Below are 17,837 nucleotides of genomic sequence, written 5' to 3' on the forward strand. Positions count from 1 at the left end.
TCGGCGCATGAGTTCCGGCGAGCTCTCGGCCACCCAGGCGCGCACCCGCGACGCGATCATCGAGGCCGCCGCGACGGTGCTGGCCGATGACCGGACCGCCACCCTGCCCGACATCGCCAGGGCCGCCGGTGTCGGCCGCACCACTGTGCATCGGTATTTCCCAGACCGGGAAAGCCTGATCAACGAAACCATTTTGGATTCCGTGCGGGTCGTGACCGACGCCGTGGCAGCCGCGGCACCTGAGGACGGCCGCCCGATCGATGCCATGCGCCGAGTGATCAACGCGATGATCTCCGTCGGGAACCGGATCCTGTTCCTGTTCGGCGATCCTGTGCTGACCCGCGACATGCCACCCGAATCACTGCCCGATACAACCAGATTGACCAGGCTGATCCAGCGTGGGCAGGCCGACGGTGTGTTCGACTCGGAGGTCAGCACGATGTGGATCGAGCATGCGCTGTACGGTCTGGTCAAATGGGCCTGCCAGGATTCCAAGGATGGCCTGATGCCGCAACACGCGGCCGCTCCCGCCGTCATCCGCACCTTTGAACGTGGAGTTCGCACCAGCGACTGACAATCGGGCATTTCGGACCCTCGGCATCGGCTGAGCAGGCACTGTCGGCCCCCGTGGCACAGTCGAAGTTGTGAGTCAGCCAACCGATGAGTACTGGAATCACAACACCGCCTACCACCCTTGGTTGGTGGGTATTGCCTCCCGACACCGAGGTGACGTGCTCGATGTCGGCTGCGGGGACGGTCTGCTGACGCAGCGATTGTCTCCGGTGTCGCGCTCGGTCACCGCGATCGATCCAGAGCCCGCGGCACTCCAGCGCGCTTGGTACCGGCTTGCCGACTATCCCAATGTCACTGTGGCGCAAACCAGTTTCGAAGACTTCGATTGCGGTGCGCGCAGGTTCGACCTCATCACGTTGGTCGCGAGTCTGCATCACATGAACCTGCGGGATGCCCTGACCAAGGCCCGCGGATTGCTGACCCCGTCGGGTGAGATCGCGGTGGTCGGGTTGTCCGCCAACAAGTCGCTTCGCGACTGGCTCTGGTCCGGCCTGTGCCTGCCGTCAGTGCGACTGGGATCATGGTGGCACCGGGAAACACAGGACATCGGCGTTGTCGTGGCCGATCCGGCCGAGGACCTCGACGAGATCCGTCGCGTCGCCGCGGAGGTTCTCCCGGGAGCGTCGACCCGGCGGGCGCTGTACTACCGCTACCTGCTGCGATGGTCGGCCGCGAACTGAGAGCCGATCGCGTCTGACTGCTGCCGGCACATTCAACTGCCGCGCTAATGTCGTCCCATGGCACCGCGGCGACGAGATATGCCACCGCCCGCAGTCGGCGGATCCGAGCGTGACGTTCTCGTCGGGTTCCTCGACTACCTTCGCGCGTCGGTGATTTCGAAAGTGCAGGGCACGCCCGAACCGCAGGTCCGGGAACCCGGTGTCCCGTCGGGCACCAACTTGCTCGGGCTGCTCAACCATCTGATCGCCGTGGAGAAGTTCACGTTTCTGGGTGAGGATGTCACCGATTGGCCGACAACGTTTCACGCTTCCGCCGCCAGTACTGTGCTGTCGCTGACCACCGAGTACCGACGCGCGACCGCCCAGGCCAACGACGCGATTGCGGCCTGTGCCGATCTCGAGGCACCGTGTGGACGGCCGGCACACAAAGGGCCGCCCCCGTCGATGCGGTGGGCCCTCACCCACATGATCGAAGAGACGGGCCGTCATGCGGGACACATGGACATCCTGCGGGAGCTCATCGACGGCTCGACGGGCCGTTGACCGCGCGCTGCTCGCCTGCTCGCGCCCAGCCCGGCCCGCGGTTTGTCACGCTGGAGTGGCCGCGGGGCTCGGGCGCCACTCCAGCGTGACGAAACTCTGGACGGTTAGGCTCGGCCCGTGTCCGAACTCGTACTCACGCAGGTCGATGACCGCATCGCACTGATCACCGTCAACGATCCCGATCGCCGCAATGCGGTGACATTCGAAATCTCGGCGGCATTGCGCGCCGCCGTCGACGCAGCCGAGGCCAACCCTGACGTACACGCGGTGATCGTCACCGGCTCAGGTAAAGCGTTCTGTGCGGGGGCGAACCTGACCGCGCTCGGCGAAGCGACCGGGGACGGTTTGCGCAAGATCTACGACGGATTTCTGGCCGTCGCACACTGCACCCTGCCCACGATCGCGGCGGTCAACGGCGCCGCGGTAGGCGCCGGCCTGAACCTCGCGCTGGCCGCCGACGTGCGCATCGCCGGACCCGCCGCATTGTTCGACCCCCGGTTCCAGAAGCTCGGTATCCATCCCGGCGGCGGTGCGACGTGGATGCTCCAGCGGGCCGTCGGTCCGCAGGTGGCTCGCGCGTCCCTGTTGTTCGGCATGCGGTTCGACGCGGAGGCCGCAGTGCGCCACGGCCTGGCGCTCAGCGTCGCCGAGGATCCGGTCGCCGCGGCACGCGAATTGGCGGCCGGTCCGGCCGGCGCACCGCGTGACGTGGTGATCGCGACAAAGGCATCGATGCGGGCGACTGCCAATCCCGGCGTCATCGACATCGACCAGCACCGGATCGCCGTCGACACCGAACTCGGCCCGCAGGCCGCCTCGATCGAATCACCGGAATTCGCCCGCCGGCTCGCCGCCGCGAAACGCAAGTAGCGCTCGCTTAGAGCTCCAGCAGCGCCAGTTCCGGCTCCTCGATCAAGCCGCGCAGATCCCGCAGGAACGCTCCCACCTGTGCGCCGTCTGCGACGCGATGGTCGAAGGCACAGGTCAGCGACATGGTCGGCCGCGCCAGCACAGCACCGTCGACCACCACCGGACGCGGCTTCAACGATCCCATGCCGAGAATCGCCGCCTCCGGGTAGTTGATCACCGGCACGCCGTCATCGATACCAAGGGCACCGAAGTTCGACACCGTGAACGTCGACCCGGTCAGCTCCCCCGGCTTGAGCGTGCCCGCGCGGGCCGCCTCGACAAGTCGCGCCACTGCCGCGGCCAGCTCACGGGTCGTCAAACTGTGTGCGTCACGGACCACGGGTACCAGCAGTCCCCGGGGGGCGGCCACGCCGAAACCCAGGTGCACCGAGGGGTGTTGGTGAATCTGCGGACCGCCGGTGGTTTCCACCCACGTGGAGTTCAGGATCGGGTGACGGCGCAACGCAATCGTCAGCAACCGCAGCGTGAGCACGAACGGAGTGATCGGCAGCTCGGCGTCGACCTCTCGGATCCGATCCCGCAGTCGAACCAAGGCCGAGCAATCCACGTCGGTCCGGGCATGGGCATCGGGGATCTCGCGTCGCGACAACGACATCCGTCGCGCCATCTCCGCCTGGACACCACGCACATCGACCATCTCCGAACTGCCCGCCGCCGCGAGCACATCGTCGCGCGTAACAATCCCCTCCGGCCCCGACGGCGTCAGCGCGGTCAGGTCGACATGCAAGTCGGCAGCCAGTTTGCGGACCGGCGGTTTGGCCCGTGGGCGTTGCGTGGGCACATCACGGCGACTCGCATCCATGGTGTCGTCGGCGCCGTAACCGACGAGCACCGACTTGCGCTGGGTGCCAGTGCCGTTCGTCCTCGCAGGCTCACTGGTCGCGATCCGCACCAGCACCGCCCCGACGGCGAGGGTGTCGCCCGCCCCACCGCCGAGTTCGAGCACCTGGCCGGCATATGGGCTGGGAATCTCCACCTCGGCCTTGTTGGTTTCCACCGTGCACAGGGTCTGGTTCAGTTCGACGGTGTCACCGACCGCGACGTTCCAACTGGTGATGGTGGCGTCCTGCAAGCCCTCGCCGAGATCGGGGACCAGAAAATCCCGGGAGGTCACGGCTGCTCCATCGCGCGTTCGACGCAATCCAGTAATCGGTCGACGCCGGGCAACCACACCTTCTCCAACCGGGCCGGCGGGTACGGTGTGTCAAAACCGGTGGCGCGCAATACCGGCGATTCCAGGTCGTAGAACAGCTCCTCCGAGATGCGGGCGCCCAGTTCGGCGCCGAAGCCCAAGGTGCGCGGCCCTTCATGCATCACCACGGCACGGCCTGTGCGGCGTACGGAGCCCGCAACCGTGTCGAAGTCGAGCGGATTGAGCGAGCGCAGGTCGACCACTTCCAGGCTCCAACCGCGTTCGGCAGCCAGGTCTGCCGCACTCAGTGCCGTGCCGACCAGCCCACCGTAGGTGACCACAGTGACATCAGTACCGGTGCGCCGCACCGTAGCCCGCCCGATCGGCAAGCCCGGCGTGCTGGTGTCGACGGGCTCGCGTGCCCAGTAGCGCCGCTTCGGTTCCAGATAGATCACCGGATCCTTGCAGGCGATCGAATGCCGCAGAAGCCAGTACGCGTCACTGGGGGTAGAGGGCACCACGACCTTCAGTCCGGCGGTGTGCAGCCAGTAACTTTCGGTGGATTCGGAATGATGCTCGACGGCACCGATCCCACCGAACGACGGGATACGCACCGTCACCGGCATGTCGATGTCGCCGTGGGTTCGCATGCGGTACTTGGCCAGATGACTGACGATCTGGTCGAACGCCGGGTAGCTGAAGCCGTCGAACTGGATCTCGGGCACCGGGCTGAAGCCTCGCACGGCCAACCCGACCGCGATTCCGATGATGGCGGATTCAGCCAGCGGAGTGTCGAAACACCGTTCTGCTCCGAAAGTTTCACTGAGCCCCTCGGTGACCCGGAACACGCCCCCGAGCGTCGCGACGTCCTCACCGAATACCAGCACCCGGTCGTCGGCGGCCATTGCATCGTGCAGTGCCTGGTTGATGGCCTGCACCATGGTCAGTTCGGTCACCGCAGGCACCTGGGTGAGGATGGGCCCCCACGGCTCGGGCGAATCACCTTGGGCTGCAGGCCGATCGATCGTCTGGGTCATGTCAAGCCTCCTTCGCCAACTCGGCCAGCAGCTGATCACGCTGCTTCGCCAGATCCGGGGTGATCTCGGCGTACACGCTCTCGAACAGTTCGGCGGGGTCGAAATCGGCTGCGCCGACAATGGCGTCGCGCAAATCGGCGCACAGCCGCGCCGATCTCGCGGCCACCCGTTCCCGCAGTCGGTCCGACCACACCCCCACCGATTCGAGATAGGTGCGGTACCGCGAGATCGGGTCGCGCGCCTGCCACTCGTCCACCTCGTCGGCCGACCGGTAACGGGTCGGATCGTCGGAGGTGGTGTGTGGGCCCATTCGATAGGTGATCGCCTCGATCAGCGTCGGGCCGCCGCCATGACGCGCCCGTTCGGCAGCCTCGGACATCACCGCGTAGCACGCCAAAACGTCATTGCCGTCGACGCGAATTCCCGGCATGCCGTAACCGATCGCCCTGTGCGCGATCGACGGCCCGGCCTGCTGATGGCTGACCGGCACCGAGATCGCCCACTGGTTGTTCTGCACGAAGAACACGCACGGCACTTTGAACACCGAGGCCAGGTTCAGCGCTTCGTGGGCGTCGCCCTCACTGGTGGCGCCGTCGCCGAGAAACGCGACCGTGACCGAGTCCTCGCCGAGCCGCTGTGCGGCCATCGCCGCACCCACCGCGTGCAGGCCGTGGGTGCCGATCGGGATGGCTATCGGCGCGACACACTTGCTGGTGAATTCCAGGCCACCGTGCCATTTGCCGCGCCACACCGCGCCCATCTGGCCGGGAGTGATTCCCCGCAGCAGAAATGCGCCGATCTCGCGGTATTGCGGAAACAGCCAGTCGGTTTTGCGTAAGCACGCCGTCGCACCGATCTGCGCGGCCTCCTGACCGCGACACGACGCGAACAGGGCCAGCTCACCCTGCCGTTGCAGGTTGATGAACTCGGTGTCGAGGTCACGCGTGACAACCATCGATTCGTAGAGCCAACCCAGCGTTTCCGGGGGTAGATCGCGGCTGTAGCGCGACTCGGATGTCGGCGATCCGTCGGCGTCGACCAGACGCACCGGATCAAGCTCGATCTCCACTTCGATGGCCATACCGCCTCCTTGTCGGTGACGGCATGTTGCGCCGTCGTTCCGTGAGGTGCTCAATGCAGCGGCGTTTAGAGCAAAACCCCTGGTGAGGGGCCTCCGGCTAGTCGCCAGGGTAAGGCGCTAGCCGGACAATGCGCTCGGTACGTCGCGGCACTGGGGCATCACCGCCATTATGCGCCCGATTCGAATGCGGCCGCGTCCATCGCTGGTAACGGATTGGACGCGTGTCGCGTCCTGCGTGCGAGTCAGCTCCGTGGCGCGAGTGCGACGATCCGCTCGGCACGGCGCAGAACCGGTGCGTCGACCATCAGTCCGTCGTACTGGAATACGCCACGCGCCCTGGTCGCCTCGTCCAGCACCGCGCGCGCCCAGACAATCTGGTCATCAGTCGGGGCATAAGCGGATCGGATGACCGCCACCTGGGACGGATGAATCGCCACCTTGGCGTCGAATCCGACCGCGACCGCGTCGTCGGCCTCGGCGCGCAGGCCGTCGAGATCCTTGATGTCGAGGTACACCGAGTCCAGCGCCATCCGGCCGTAGGCCTTCGCGGCCAGCAGGGTCTGCGACCGCACATGCTGGGCGACGTCGCGGTAGCTGCCGTCGGCGCGCCGGTTGGCGGTACCGCCGGTGACCGCGAACAGGTCCTCGGCGCCCCACATGACCGCGAACGCATTGTCGGGCTGCACCAGCGCGGCGACGTTGAGGGCGGCCAGCGGCGTCTCGATGAGCACCACCACATTCAGCGGGGCCAGCGCGGCCACCTGCTCGGGGTGCTCGGACTTGGCCAGCATCACCGTGGTGTATTCGGTCGCCGCGACGGCCTTGAGGTCAAGCTCGTGATCGGCGGTGGTGCTCGGGTTGACCCGCACGACCGTACGAGCCGGATCCAGCCGGGTGTCGATGAGCGCCCGGCGGGCCGCTTCGCGGTCCTTGGCCGCGACCCCGTCCTCCAGGTCGAGGATGACGACGTCGGCTGCCGCCGCGGCCTTCTCGAAACGCTCCGGCCGGTCCGCCGGGCAGAACAGCCATCCCGGCCCAGTGTTCGAGAGCATCACGCCTCCTCTGCCGGGCGCATCCGCACCATGGTCTTGCGCGACGCGGTCGCGACGACGTCACCGTGCTGGTTGCGGCCGGTGTGCGCGAAGGTCACGATGCCCTCCCCCGGCCGGCTCTTGGACGCACGCTTATCGGTGATCTCGGTTTCGGCGTAGAGCGTGTCACCGTGGAAAAGTGGCTTGGGGAAGGCGATGTCGGAGAATCCGAGATTTCCGACGATGGTGCCCTGGGTCAGTTGCGCCACCGACAGCCCGACGAGCGTCGACAGCGTGAACATCGAATTGACCAGCCGCTGGTTGAACGGCGGCAGGGCGTCGGAGAACGCGGCGTCCAGATGTAGCGCCTGGGTGTTCATCGTCAGCGTGGTGAACAGCACGTTGTCGGCCTCGGTGATGGTGCGGCCCGGCCGGTGCAGGTACAGCACCCCGGTTTCGAATTCCTCGAACCACAATCCGCGCTGCTCTACCACCCTCTTCTCATTCACAGGCCAACCTCCCGTGCGATCAGCATCAGCTGCACTTCCGTTGTCCCTTCCCCGATTTCGAGGATCTTGCTGTCCCGGTAATGCCGGGCCACCGGATACTCGTTCATGAAGCCGTAGCCACCGAAGATCTGGGTGGCGTCGCGGGCGTTGTCCATCGCCGCCTCGCTGGACACCAGCTTGGCCACCGAGGCCGCCTTCTTGAACGGCTTGCCGGCCAGCATCAGCGCCGCGGCGTCGTAGTACGCGGCGCGCGCGGTGTGTGCACGAGCCTCCATGCGGGCGATCTTGAAGGAGATGGCCTGGTAGGTACCGATGGCCGCGCCGAAGGCCTGACGTTCCTTCGCATATTTGACGCATTCGTCCACGCATCCCTGTGCGACCCCGACCGACAACGCCGCGATCGCGATGCGGCCCTCGTCGAGGATGCGCAGGAAGTTTGCGTAGCCGCGGCCGCGTTCCCCGAGCAGGTTCTCGGCAGGCACCCGGACGTCGTCGAAGCTCAGCGGGTGGGTGTCCGAGGCGTTCCAGCCGACCTTGTTGTAGGCAGGCTCGGCGGTGAACCCTTCGGTCGGCACCGGCACCAGGATCGACGAAATCTCTTTCTTGCCCGCAACCTCACCGGTGACCGCCGTGACCGTCACCAGCTTGGTGATGTCGGTGCCCGAGTTGGTGATGAACTGCTTGGAGCCGTTGATAACCCACGTCGACCCATCCAACTTCGCGGTGGTCTTGGTGGCCCCCGCATCGCTGCCGCCACCGGCCTCGGTCAGGCCGAACGCACCCAGCGCCTTGCCACTCGCCAGCAGCGGCAACCATTCGTGCTTCTGCGCGTCATTACCGAAGCGGTACACCGGCATCGCGCCCAACGAGACCCCGGCCTCCAACGTGATGGCCACGCTCTGATCGACCTTGCCGAGCTCTTCGAGGGCCAGGCACAGCGCGAAGTAGTCCCCGCCCATGCCGCCGTACTCTTCGGGGAACGGCAGGCCGAACAAGCCCATGTCGGCCATGCCCGCCACGACCTCGTACGGGAACGAATGTTCCTCATCGTGTTTGGCGGACACTGGGGCCACGACGGTCTGGGCGAAGTCGCGGACCGTCTTGGCTAGCTGTGCATAGTGGTCCGGCAGCGTGCCGGTCGAGAGGAAGTCACTCATTGCTGGTTCTCCTGTGGGTGAGCGGTGATCCGGGCCAACGGCTGGCCCACTTTGACCTGGTCGCCGACGGCGACGAGCACTGCGGCCACACCGTCGGTCGGTGCGGTCAGTGCATGCTCCATCTTCATCGCCTCGACGGTGACGACAACGGTGCCTGCGGTGATCTCGGCGCCATTCTCAACACCAACGGCGACAACAGATCCGGGCATCGGGCTGACGAGTTCGGCGTCCCCGCTGTGTTCGTCGTCGGGGCGTACCGGCGCCTCGCGCAGCTCCTCGACGACAAAGCTCCGTCCCCCGCCGGACAGCCAGATCTGTCCATCGGTGGTGACCACCAGATAGTCGGTCCGTAGCCCGTCGAGGGTGAGCGCCAACCGGTCACCGGCGAAAGTCGCACTGACGGTGTGGATGTCGCCGTGCTCAACGGTGGCGGTCGCATGCTGCGGCGTGCCGGTCAAATACACGTGATCGGTGCGCTCGGCTGCGTGCAGGCGGAAGGCGGCCGGTGCCCGCTCACCCATCCGCCAGCCGGAGGGCACGTCCCAAAGGTTGTCGCCGGCCGCCGTCCAGCTGCGGACCCACTTGTAGGCCGCCGCCGCGATCAGCTGCTCGTCGCCAACTGGCGCAGGAGCGAAGTCAGGCGCGCGGCGGTCCAGCAGGCCGGTGTCCAGTCGGCCGGCCGCGACGTCGGAATCAGCCAGCAGGAAGCGCAAGAACTCGGCGTTGGTGGTGACGCCGAGGACCGCGGTGCCTGCCAATGCTCGGTCCAGTATCTGCAGGGCGGCCGTCCGGTCGCTGCCGTGGGCGATCACCTTCGACAGCATCGGGTCGTAGTCGCTGCCGACGACGGTGCCCACCGCCAGCCCGGAATCGACCCGTACACCGCGACCCGTCGGTTCACTGAGACCGAGAACCGGTCCCCCGGTCGGCAGGAAACCGTTGGCGGGGTCCTCGGCATACACCCGGGCTTCCACGGCATGACCGCTCATGACGATGTCGTCCTGAGCGATCGCCAGCTTCTCGCCGGCGGCGATACGGATCTGCTGTTCCACCAAGTCGATTCCGGTGACCATCTCGGTGACCGGATGCTCTACCTGCAGGCGGGTGTTCATCTCCATGAAGAAGAACTCATCGGGCCGGTCGGCGGAGACGATGAACTCCACCGTGCCCGCGCCCGTGTAGTCGACACTACGCGCGGTATCGCACGCGGCGGCGCCGATCCTGGCCCGGGTGGCAGCGTCCAGCAGCGGCGACGGCGCCTCCTCGATGACCTTCTGATGGCGGCGCTGCAGACTGCACTCGCGCTCTCCGAGGTGGATCACGTTGCCGTGACTGTCGGCCAGCACCTGCACCTCGATGTGGCGGGGGCGCAACACGAATCGCTCCAGGAACAACGTGTCGTCACCGAACGCCGCACCCGCTTCGCGCCGGGCGCTGACCAATGCGGGTGGGAGGTCGGCGGCCTGCTCGACGACGCGCATGCCCTTACCTCCACCGCCGGCGGACGGCTTGACCAGCACGGGGTAACCGACCTCGGCGGCCCCCGCGATCAGGTCCTCGTCGGTCAGACCGGGCCGAGAAATACCCGGCACGACCGGAACACCGAACTCCGACACCGCGGCCTTGGCCGCGATCTTGTCGCCCATCGTCGCGATGGCGGACGCGGGCGGTCCGATGAACACGATGCCGGCGGCATCCAGCGCGGTGGCGAAATCCGCGTTCTCGGAAAGGAATCCGTATCCGGGGTGTATCGCCTGGGCACCGGTGCGCTGGGCCGCGTTGAGGACGGCCTCGATGTTCAGGTAACTCTGCCGGGCGGCGGCCGGGCCGATACAGACCGCCACATCAGCTTCCAATACGTGCCGGGCACCGGCGTCGGCCTCGCTGAACACGGCGACCGAACGGATCCCCATGGCGCGCAGGGTTCGGATGACCCGCACCGCGATCTCGCCACGGTTGGCCACCAGGACAGTGTCGAAAGTCGAACTCTGGTTCATCTGCGTCACATCCGGAATACGCCGTAGGAGACCGGCTCGATCCGAGCCTGGCCGACAACCGAAAGAGCCAGCCCAAGAACGGTTCTGGTGTCCGCGGGGTCGATCACACCGTCATCCCACAGCCGGGCCGTCGAATAGTACGGGTTGCCCTGATGTTCGTACTGTGCGCGGATCGGGGCCTTGAATTCCTCGGCCTGCTCGTCGGTCATCTCCCCGCGCACCGTGGCCAGCACCGACGCGGCCTGCTCACCGCCCATCACCGAGATCCTGGCGTTGGGCCACATCCACAGGAAGCGCGGCGAGTAGGCGCGGCCACACATCGAATAGTTGCCCGCGCCGTAGGAACCACCGATCACGACCGTCAGCTTGGGCACCCGCGCGCAGGCCACCGCGGTCACCATCTTGGCGCCGTGCTTGGCGATGCCACCCGCCTCGTAGTCCCGCCCGACCATGAAGCCGGAAATGTTCTGCAGGAACAACAGCGGCGTCTTGCGCTTGTCGCACAGTTCGATGAAATGCGCTCCCTTGAGAGCGGATTCACCGAACAGCACGCCGTTGTTGGCGACGATACCGACGGGATGCCCGTGGATGCGGGCGAATCCGGTCACCAGGGTGGCGCCGTATTCAGCCTTGAACTCGTTGAACTGACCACCATCGACGATGCGGGTGATCACCTCGTGGACGTCGTAGGGCACTCGGGCGTCGACCGGCACGACGTCGTAGAGCTCGGTCTGGTCGGCGACCGCGTCGACCACCGGTGCGACACTCCACGGCGGCGGCTCGGCAGGCCCGAGCGTCGCGACGATGTTGCGCACGATGCGCAAGGCATCGCGGTCGTCGTGCGCCAAATGGTCGGTGACACCCGAGGTCTTGGAGTGCAGGTCCCCACCGCCGAGTTCCTCCGCGGTGACCACCTCACCGGTCGCGGCCTTCACCAGCGGCGGGCCACCCAGGAAGATCGTGCCCTGATTGCGGACGATCACGGCCTCATCGCTCATCGCGGGCACGTATGCGCCACCGGCGGTACAGGATCCGAGCACCGCTGCGATCTGCGCGATGCCCGCAGCACTCATGGTGGCCTGGTTGTAGAAGATCCGGCCGAAATGCTCCCGGTCCGGGAACACCTCGTCCTGGCGCGGAAGGAAGGCACCACCGGAGTCGACCAAGTACACGCACGGCAGCTGGTTCTGCAACGCGATCTCCTGCGCCCGGAGATGCTTCTTGACCGTGATCGGGTAGTAGGTGCCACCTTTGACCGTCGCGTCGTTGGCGATGATCAGGCACTCCCGGCCCGACACCCGCCCGATACCGGCGATCATCCCGGCGCCCGGACATTCGTCGTCGTACATGCCGTCGGCGGCCAACGGCGCGATCTCCAGGAATGGGCTGCCGGGGTCGAGCAAGCCGTCGACCCGATCGCGGGGCAGCAACTTGCCCCGGCTGACATGGCGTTCCCGAGCGCGCTCCGAGCCCCCGAGGGACGCGGTGGCGAGTTTGGCTCGCAGTGCTGTGACCAACGCCAGATGCTCGTCGCGGTGCGATGACAATAGAGCTCCATTTGAGTTAATAGCGACTAACTCGTGGTATGTTAGTCATGATTAACCGAGTTGTCTACCCTCCGGAGGCGCCATGTCGGCCAGCGCCGTAACCCGCCGCAGCCAGGCCAAATCGGATCGGCGCAGTCAGCTGATCGCCGCCGCGGAACGGCTGGTGGCCGAGCGCGGGTACCTCGCGGTCCGGCTCGAAGACATCGGGGCGGCCGCCGGGGTCAGCGGGCCGGCCATCTACCGGCACTTCCCCAACAAAGAGGCCCTGCTGGTCGAGCTTCTGGTGGGCATCAGCACCCGCCTGCTCGCCGGCGCGCGCGGCGTGATCGCACACGCCGACGGGCCCGCTGAAGCCCTTGACGGGCTCGTCGATTTTCACCTCGACTTCGTATTCGACGAATCGGATCTGATCCGCATCCAGGATCGCGACCTCGGCCATCTACCCGAAGTCGCCAAGCGACAGGTGCGCCGCGCCCAGCGCCAGTACGTGGAGATCTGGGTGTCGGTGCTGACGCGACTCGACACAGACCTGCCCGAAGACGACGCAAGGGTGATGGCGCACGCTGCGTTCGGGTTGCTGAACTCCACCCCGCACAGCGTCAGACCCGCTGCGCCCAAGGCACACTCGCGCAAGGTGCTGCGGCGGATGACGCTCGCGGCGCTCACGCCACGATTTAGGGACTGAACGCCTTGGTGAGCCAGCGCGTCATGGCCTCCACCAGTACCGCCCGGTTCTCCCGCTTGATGATCTCGTGGCCGTCATCGTCGAACATCAACAGTTCCACCGTCCGACCCAGGGCACGCAGCGCATCGAACATCTGCTCGGATTCACCCGGCGGCACATTGGTGTCATTGGCGCCGTGCACGAGCAGCAGCGGCGCGGTCAACGCATGCGCCCGCAACAACGGCGACAGCCGCTCCAGCAGATCCCGGTCTGCCACCGGATGACCGTATTTCGGGTAGGCCGCGGCCGCGATCCACGGTTCGGTGTTGCGGTAGAAGGTGTTCAAATCGCTCATACCGCAGATGCTGATACCCGCGGCGAACAGTTCAGGATGAAACGTCAACGCCGCCTGGGTCAGATACCCGCCGTATGACCACCCGCTGCACGCGATGCGGTCGGCCCGCGCCAGGCCATGTTCGACGAGGTACTGCACACAGTCGGCGACGTCGTCGATGGCCGCGAATCGCAGTTCCTTGTCATCGGCATGCATGAACGCCCGTCCGAACCCGCCGGATCCGCGCACATTCGGCGTCAGCACGGCGATCCCCGCCTCCAGCAATGGTGGATAGAACTCGTTGTAGTCCGGGCGCGACTGCCCTTCGGGTCCACCGTGCAGGAAGATCATCGCTCCGATCGGTTCGACCTCCGGGCGGTACAGCCAGGCGTTGAGTTCCAGGCCGTCACGCGCACTGATCCGTTCCAAAGTCGGTGTGCCGGTGAGCGGTCCGTGGCTGGGTTCGCGATCGATCCGTTCCCACTCGAGCGTGCGGGGGTCCACCAGTTCGACGGTCGGCGGCAACGACGGGCCTTGGACCGTCATCGCCACCATCGAGCCGCCCGCGCTGATACTCAGCTCGCTGGCCACCATTCCGGGCAACGGAATCGGTTGGGACAGTGTCTCATCGGCGTACTGCAGGATCTGGAGCTCGCTGCAACCGTCGATGTTCCACAGCATCGCGACGGTGGACAGGTCATCGCTGACCACGAACTCGTCGAGTTCATAGCCGGGGCGTTCGGCGACTACGTGATAGGAGACGCCGTCGGCGGTGACGGTGACTTCGAGCAGGCGCGCATGGGCGGCGCCGTTCTCGCTGCGGATCAGCGCCCGGACGAAACCTTCTGTGCTATTGGGGCCATAGGTCTTCGCCGGCTCGACCAACGTGTATGCATCGCCGTCGAACCCGGTACGCATCCGCCGGGGTTGATGGTCGTCGAGGATCACACCTGCATCGGTGGTGGAACCGGGATCGAATGGCAGCAGCGCGATCTCGGTCTGACCCCACAGCATGATCAGTTCGCGGTAGCCACGTGGGCCCACCCGCACCAGCGCCGCATCCGCCCACGAGTCCACCAGCCGGCCTCCCGACCGCCGGTCCAGCACGGTGGTGCTGCCGGACGCAGGGTCGATGAGGCAGGAACTGCCCACCCCGTCCTCGCCGGTGAGAATGGCTGCCACCTGTGTGCCATCCCACCCGATCAGTTCCGCGGTACCTTCAGCGGCGTCGGCGGGCCAATAGTCGATGCGACGCGCGTCACGATCGTCCGGATCGGTGGTCACCACCCAGATCTGGCTGCGGGTACCGCCCTCCGGGGAAACCTCGCAGGCCAGCCAATAGCCGTCGGCGGAGTGCATGACCCGGGTCACCGCACCGACAACCGGCAGCTCGACATCACGCGACGAGCTGGCCCGCCAGCCACGCAGGAAGCGCTGTACCGCGCGCGGATACCCGCCGTCGTCGACGAGATGGGCGAACGCCGTCGCATCCGGCGACAACGACGCCCCGTAGTTCACCCGCACATGCCGGTCCGCGGTCACGCCTCTCCCATCTGGCTCTTTACTGTTCCCTCGTTTTCTGAGGGTATCGGGGCCGTATCCAGACTCCCACCCGCGACGACCTCGGTCGCAGCGCACTGAGCACCTGCACAGGTACCCTGCAGCCATGAGGTGGGCATGACCGATTCACCACGCCGCGACGGGTCCGAACCGACCCAACAGCTCGGCAGCGAATATCCCGTGGACTATCCCGATCCCGCGTACGCGAACCAGCCGCCGTACGGCGGCGTCTATCCCGCTGTGCCGAATTCCGGGGTGGAGGCCACCCGCCGGCTGCCGCCCTACGGGTACGACCCGTCGGCCAGCGGGCAGTACGGCGCCGGGCAATACGGCACGGGGCAGTACGGCACCGGCTACCCGCCTCCGGGCGAACCCCCACAAGAACCCGACGGCCGTGAACCACGGCTCTGGTTGTGGATGCTGGCCGCGTTGGCGGTTCTGGTGGTGGTCGGCCTCGTGATCGCACTGGTGATCGCCAACGGCTCCCGGCAGGAGACCGTCGTGGCGCCACAGCCGGTGACTCCGGAACCGAGTTTCAGCACGCCGAGCACCGCACCGACCACTACGCCGCGGGCACCACGCCCAGTTCCCGCCCCGAACACACCACCGGGCACCGCCACACCGGGAGTCACCGAAACCGTCACCTACGAGGTGGCCGGCGAAGGCAGGGCGATCAATATCACCTACCTCGACACCGGCAACATGCTGCAGACCGAGTTCAACGTCATGCTGCCCTGGAGCAAGCAGGTCGAACTGCCGCAACCGGCAAGCCAGACCGCGAGCGTGAGCGTGTTGAACTTCGGCCCCGAGGTGTCCTGCACGGTGACGGTGGACGGTGTCGAGATCCAGCACCGCAGCGGCTCCGGCCTGACGATCTGCGTCGGCTCGCCCTAAGGCGTACTGGGCACGCTGGCCGCCCGCTGCGGCGTGCGCACGGCCAGCATGGCCGCCAAACCGATCGCCAGCACCAGAACCAGCCCGCCCATACCGGCCCGGTCCGCGCCGAAGAAGTCGATGAACAGAAAGAACAGCCAGGGCGCCAGGAAGGACGCCGCACGGCCCACGGTCGTGTAGAGCCCGAACGCCACGCCCTCTTTACCTTCGACCGACATGCGCAGCATCAGGTTGCGTGCCGCAGACAGCGTCGGTCCGATGAACAGGCACAGCAACAACCCGCAGGCCCAGAACGCCACCGGCCCCGACAGCGCCAACAGCGTCAGCCCCACGACGATCATGCAGACAAGCGATCCGACGATGATGGGTTTGGAACCCAGCCGATCATCGAGCAACCCACCGGTGACCGCTCCGAGCGCAGCGATCACGCAGGCACTCATCCCGAACAGCAGCACGTTCGCGTCCGAGATCCCGTAGACGTTCACACCCAGCACGGCGCCGAATGCGAACACCCCGGCCAGCCCGTCGCGGAAAATTGCACTCGCCACCAGGTAATAGACCACGTGGTGGTCTCGGTCCCATTCCCCGCGAACCTCGGCCCACAGCCTGCGGTAGGCGCCCAGGAAGCCGACCCGCTCGACCGCGCCTGTATCGCTTGGTCTCGGCACAACGATGAATATCGGCAGCGCGAAAAGTGCGAACCACACCGCAACCAGCAACATGACCGCCCGGACGTTCTGCCCGTCCTCCACCGGAATGCCCAGCAGCCCCCGGGTGTCCCCGTCGCCGGCGATGAACCCGACGTAGGCCAGGAGCAGGAGCACGACACTGCCGGCGTAACCCAAGGCCAAGCCGAGCCCGGACACCCGACCCGACGTCTCCGGTGTGGACAGCTGCCGCAGCATCGCGTTGTAGGGCACGGTGGCCAGCTCGTTGCACGCCGCCGTGCACGCCAACAACACCAATCCCGGAAACAGATAGCGGTGATCGTCCCGGATCAGGCTCATGGCCGCCGTCAACACCACTGCCGCCCCGGTCGTCACAGCCAGCACCTGCCGGCGGCGTTGCGGCGCGTTGACCCAGATTCCGGTGACGGGCGCCAGTAGCGCCACGGCGAGGCCCGCGATCGTCATCGCCCGGCCCAACCAGCTGGCGGGCGACGTGTCACCGGGCAGGTCCGCCCCGACGGTCCCGGTCAGGTACACCGCGAACACAAAGGTGATGACGACCGCATTCAGGCCGGTCGCGCCACAATCCCACAGAGCCCATGCGAGCACCCGCGCCCGGCCGGGGTTGGTCATGACCGCCACCTTATGGCTTCTACGATTGCGGGATGCCAGTACCCGCTCCCAGTCCGGACGCCCGCGCCGTGGTAACCGGCGCCTCGCAGAATATCGGCGAAGCGTTGGCCACTGAACTCGCCGCCCGCGGCCATCATCTGATCATCACCGCGCGCCGTGAAGAGGTGCTGACCTCGCTGGCGCAGCGGCTGACCGAGCGCTACGGCGTCACGGTGGAGGTGCGTGCGGTTGATCTCGCCGACCCGGCGGCGCGGGCGTCGCTGTGCGATGAGCTGGCGGCGCGTGAGATCTCGATCCTGTGCGCCAACGCCGGCACCGCGACATTCGGCGCGGTTGCCGACTTGGACCCCGACGGCGAGAAGGCCCAGGTTCAGCTGAATGTCCTTGGCGTACACGACCTTGTCCTCGCGGTGCTGCCGGGCATGGTGAAGCGCAAGGCCGGCGGCATCCTGATCTCCGGTTCGGCGGCCGGCAATTCGCCGATCCCCAACAATGCCACCTACGCGGCGTCCAAGGCCTTCGCCAACACGTTCAGCGAATCGCTGCGCGGTGAGCTCAAAGGCGCGGGTGTGCACGTAACCGTGCTGGCGCCGGGACCGGTACGCGAGACGCTGCCCGACACCTCAGAGCAGTCGCTGGTCGAAAAGCTGATCCCCGACTTCCTGTGGATCTCCACCGAGTACACCGCCAAGCTGTCGCTGGATGGGTTGGAGCACAACAAGATGCGGGTGGTGCCCGGTGTGACGTCCAAAGCCATGTCGGTGGCCAGTGGCTACGCGCCGCGGTCGATCGTGACGCCGATCGTCGGCGCCGTCTACAAGAAGCTCGGCGGCGGCTAACCGGCTTTCCCGCCGGTTTTCACCGGAA

General features: G+C 66.6%; 17 protein-coding genes. 7 read left to right on the forward strand and 10 right to left on the reverse strand.

Annotated features, from left to right (window positions below; translation table 11 throughout):
• Nucleotides 1–7: 7 nt before the first annotated feature.
• The 4 genes from ABQF30_RS26085 (at nucleotide 8) to ABQF30_RS26100 (ending at nucleotide 2,666) form a co-directional block, all read left to right on the forward strand.
• Nucleotides 8–574, forward strand: coding sequence for a TetR/AcrR family transcriptional regulator (locus tag ABQF30_RS26085; RefSeq protein WP_448469287.1), 567 nt, complete (start codon nucleotides 8–10; stop codon nucleotides 572–574).
• Nucleotides 575–644: 70 nt separating this feature from the next.
• Nucleotides 645–1,253 (forward strand): class I SAM-dependent methyltransferase, encoded by a 609-nt coding sequence (locus ABQF30_RS26090; RefSeq protein WP_448469289.1) that lies wholly within the window; start codon nucleotides 645–647, stop codon nucleotides 1,251–1,253.
• Between the two features lie 57 nt (nucleotides 1,254–1,310).
• Entirely contained in the window at nucleotides 1,311–1,796 is a 486-nt protein-coding gene (locus tag ABQF30_RS26095; protein ID WP_448469291.1) for a DinB family protein, read from the forward strand.
• A gap of 117 nt (nucleotides 1,797–1,913) precedes the next feature.
• Nucleotides 1,914–2,666: an enoyl-CoA hydratase gene (locus tag ABQF30_RS26100; RefSeq protein WP_448469293.1), complete on the forward strand. Its 753-nt coding sequence runs from the start codon at nucleotides 1,914–1,916 to the stop codon at nucleotides 2,664–2,666.
• A gap of 7 nt (nucleotides 2,667–2,673) precedes the next feature.
• On the opposite strand, the gene ABQF30_RS26105 is transcribed toward ABQF30_RS26100, so the two are convergent.
• From ABQF30_RS26105 to ABQF30_RS26140, 8 genes are all read right to left on the reverse strand, one after another.
• Complete coding sequence (locus ABQF30_RS26105; RefSeq protein WP_448469295.1) at nucleotides 2,674–3,840, reverse strand: dihydrolipoamide acetyltransferase family protein; 1,167 nt, start codon at nucleotides 3,838–3,840, stop codon at nucleotides 2,674–2,676.
• Nucleotides 3,837–4,895: an alpha-ketoacid dehydrogenase subunit beta gene (locus ABQF30_RS26110; RefSeq protein ID WP_448469297.1), complete on the reverse strand. Its 1,059-nt coding sequence runs from the start codon at nucleotides 4,893–4,895 to the stop codon at nucleotides 3,837–3,839. Before ABQF30_RS26110 ends, ABQF30_RS26105 begins: the two co-directional genes overlap by 4 nt.
• 1 nt (nucleotide 4,896) lies before the next feature.
• Nucleotides 4,897–5,976, reverse strand: coding sequence for a pyruvate dehydrogenase (acetyl-transferring) E1 component subunit alpha (gene pdhA / locus ABQF30_RS26115; RefSeq protein ID WP_448469299.1), 1,080 nt, complete (start codon nucleotides 5,974–5,976; stop codon nucleotides 4,897–4,899).
• A gap of 242 nt (nucleotides 5,977–6,218) precedes the next feature.
• Nucleotides 6,219–7,031 carry an HpcH/HpaI aldolase/citrate lyase family protein gene (locus ABQF30_RS26120; protein WP_448469301.1) on the reverse strand — a complete coding sequence of 271 codons (813 nt, stop codon included), beginning with the start codon at nucleotides 7,029–7,031 and terminating at the stop codon, nucleotides 6,219–6,221.
• Nucleotides 7,028–7,516, reverse strand: coding sequence for a MaoC family dehydratase (locus ABQF30_RS26125; protein WP_448469303.1), 489 nt, complete (start codon nucleotides 7,514–7,516; stop codon nucleotides 7,028–7,030). Before ABQF30_RS26125 ends, ABQF30_RS26120 begins: the two co-directional genes overlap by 4 nt.
• A complete protein-coding gene (locus ABQF30_RS26130; protein WP_448469305.1) occupies nucleotides 7,513–8,673 on the reverse strand; it encodes an acyl-CoA dehydrogenase family protein in 1,161 nt (386 codons plus the stop codon). The genes ABQF30_RS26125 and ABQF30_RS26130 overlap by 4 nt, the downstream gene beginning before the upstream one ends.
• Entirely contained in the window at nucleotides 8,670–10,670 is a 2,001-nt protein-coding gene (locus ABQF30_RS26135) for an acetyl/propionyl/methylcrotonyl-CoA carboxylase subunit alpha (protein WP_448469307.1), read from the reverse strand. The genes ABQF30_RS26130 and ABQF30_RS26135 overlap by 4 nt, the downstream gene beginning before the upstream one ends.
• 5 nt (nucleotides 10,671–10,675) lie before the next feature.
• Nucleotides 10,676–12,217 (reverse strand): carboxyl transferase domain-containing protein, encoded by a 1,542-nt coding sequence (locus ABQF30_RS26140; protein ID WP_448469309.1) that lies wholly within the window; start codon nucleotides 12,215–12,217, stop codon nucleotides 10,676–10,678.
• Between the two features lie 82 nt (nucleotides 12,218–12,299).
• Here ABQF30_RS26140 and ABQF30_RS26145 point away from each other — a divergent pair, with 82 nt between their 5' ends.
• Nucleotides 12,300–12,902, forward strand: coding sequence for an SACE_7040 family transcriptional regulator (locus ABQF30_RS26145; protein WP_448469311.1), 603 nt, complete (start codon nucleotides 12,300–12,302; stop codon nucleotides 12,900–12,902).
• Here the strand turns inward: ABQF30_RS26145 and ABQF30_RS26150 are convergent.
• On the reverse strand, nucleotides 12,892–14,757 hold the full coding sequence (locus tag ABQF30_RS26150; RefSeq protein WP_448469313.1) for an alpha/beta hydrolase family protein: 1,866 nt from the start codon (nucleotides 14,755–14,757) through the stop codon (nucleotides 12,892–12,894). The genes ABQF30_RS26145 and ABQF30_RS26150 overlap by 11 nt on opposite strands.
• 135 nt (nucleotides 14,758–14,892) lie before the next feature.
• On the opposite strand from ABQF30_RS26150, the gene ABQF30_RS26155 reads away from it, so the two are divergent.
• Nucleotides 14,893–15,669, forward strand: coding sequence for an MmpS family transport accessory protein (locus tag ABQF30_RS26155; protein ID WP_448469315.1), 777 nt, complete (start codon nucleotides 14,893–14,895; stop codon nucleotides 15,667–15,669).
• On the opposite strand, the gene ABQF30_RS26160 is transcribed toward ABQF30_RS26155, so the two are convergent.
• A complete protein-coding gene (locus ABQF30_RS26160; protein ID WP_448469317.1) occupies nucleotides 15,666–16,970 on the reverse strand; it encodes an MFS transporter in 1,305 nt (434 codons plus the stop codon). The two genes, ABQF30_RS26155 and ABQF30_RS26160, sit on opposite strands and share 4 nt — an antisense overlap.
• A 32-nt stretch (nucleotides 16,971–17,002) precedes the next feature.
• On the opposite strand from ABQF30_RS26160, the gene cmrA reads away from it, so the two are divergent.
• On the forward strand, nucleotides 17,003–17,809 hold the full coding sequence (cmrA, locus tag ABQF30_RS26165; RefSeq protein WP_448469319.1) for a mycolate reductase: 807 nt from the start codon (nucleotides 17,003–17,005) through the stop codon (nucleotides 17,807–17,809).
• Nucleotides 17,810–17,837 lie beyond the last annotated feature (28 nt).

The organism is Mycolicibacterium sp. XJ870 (genome assembly GCF_053483975.1).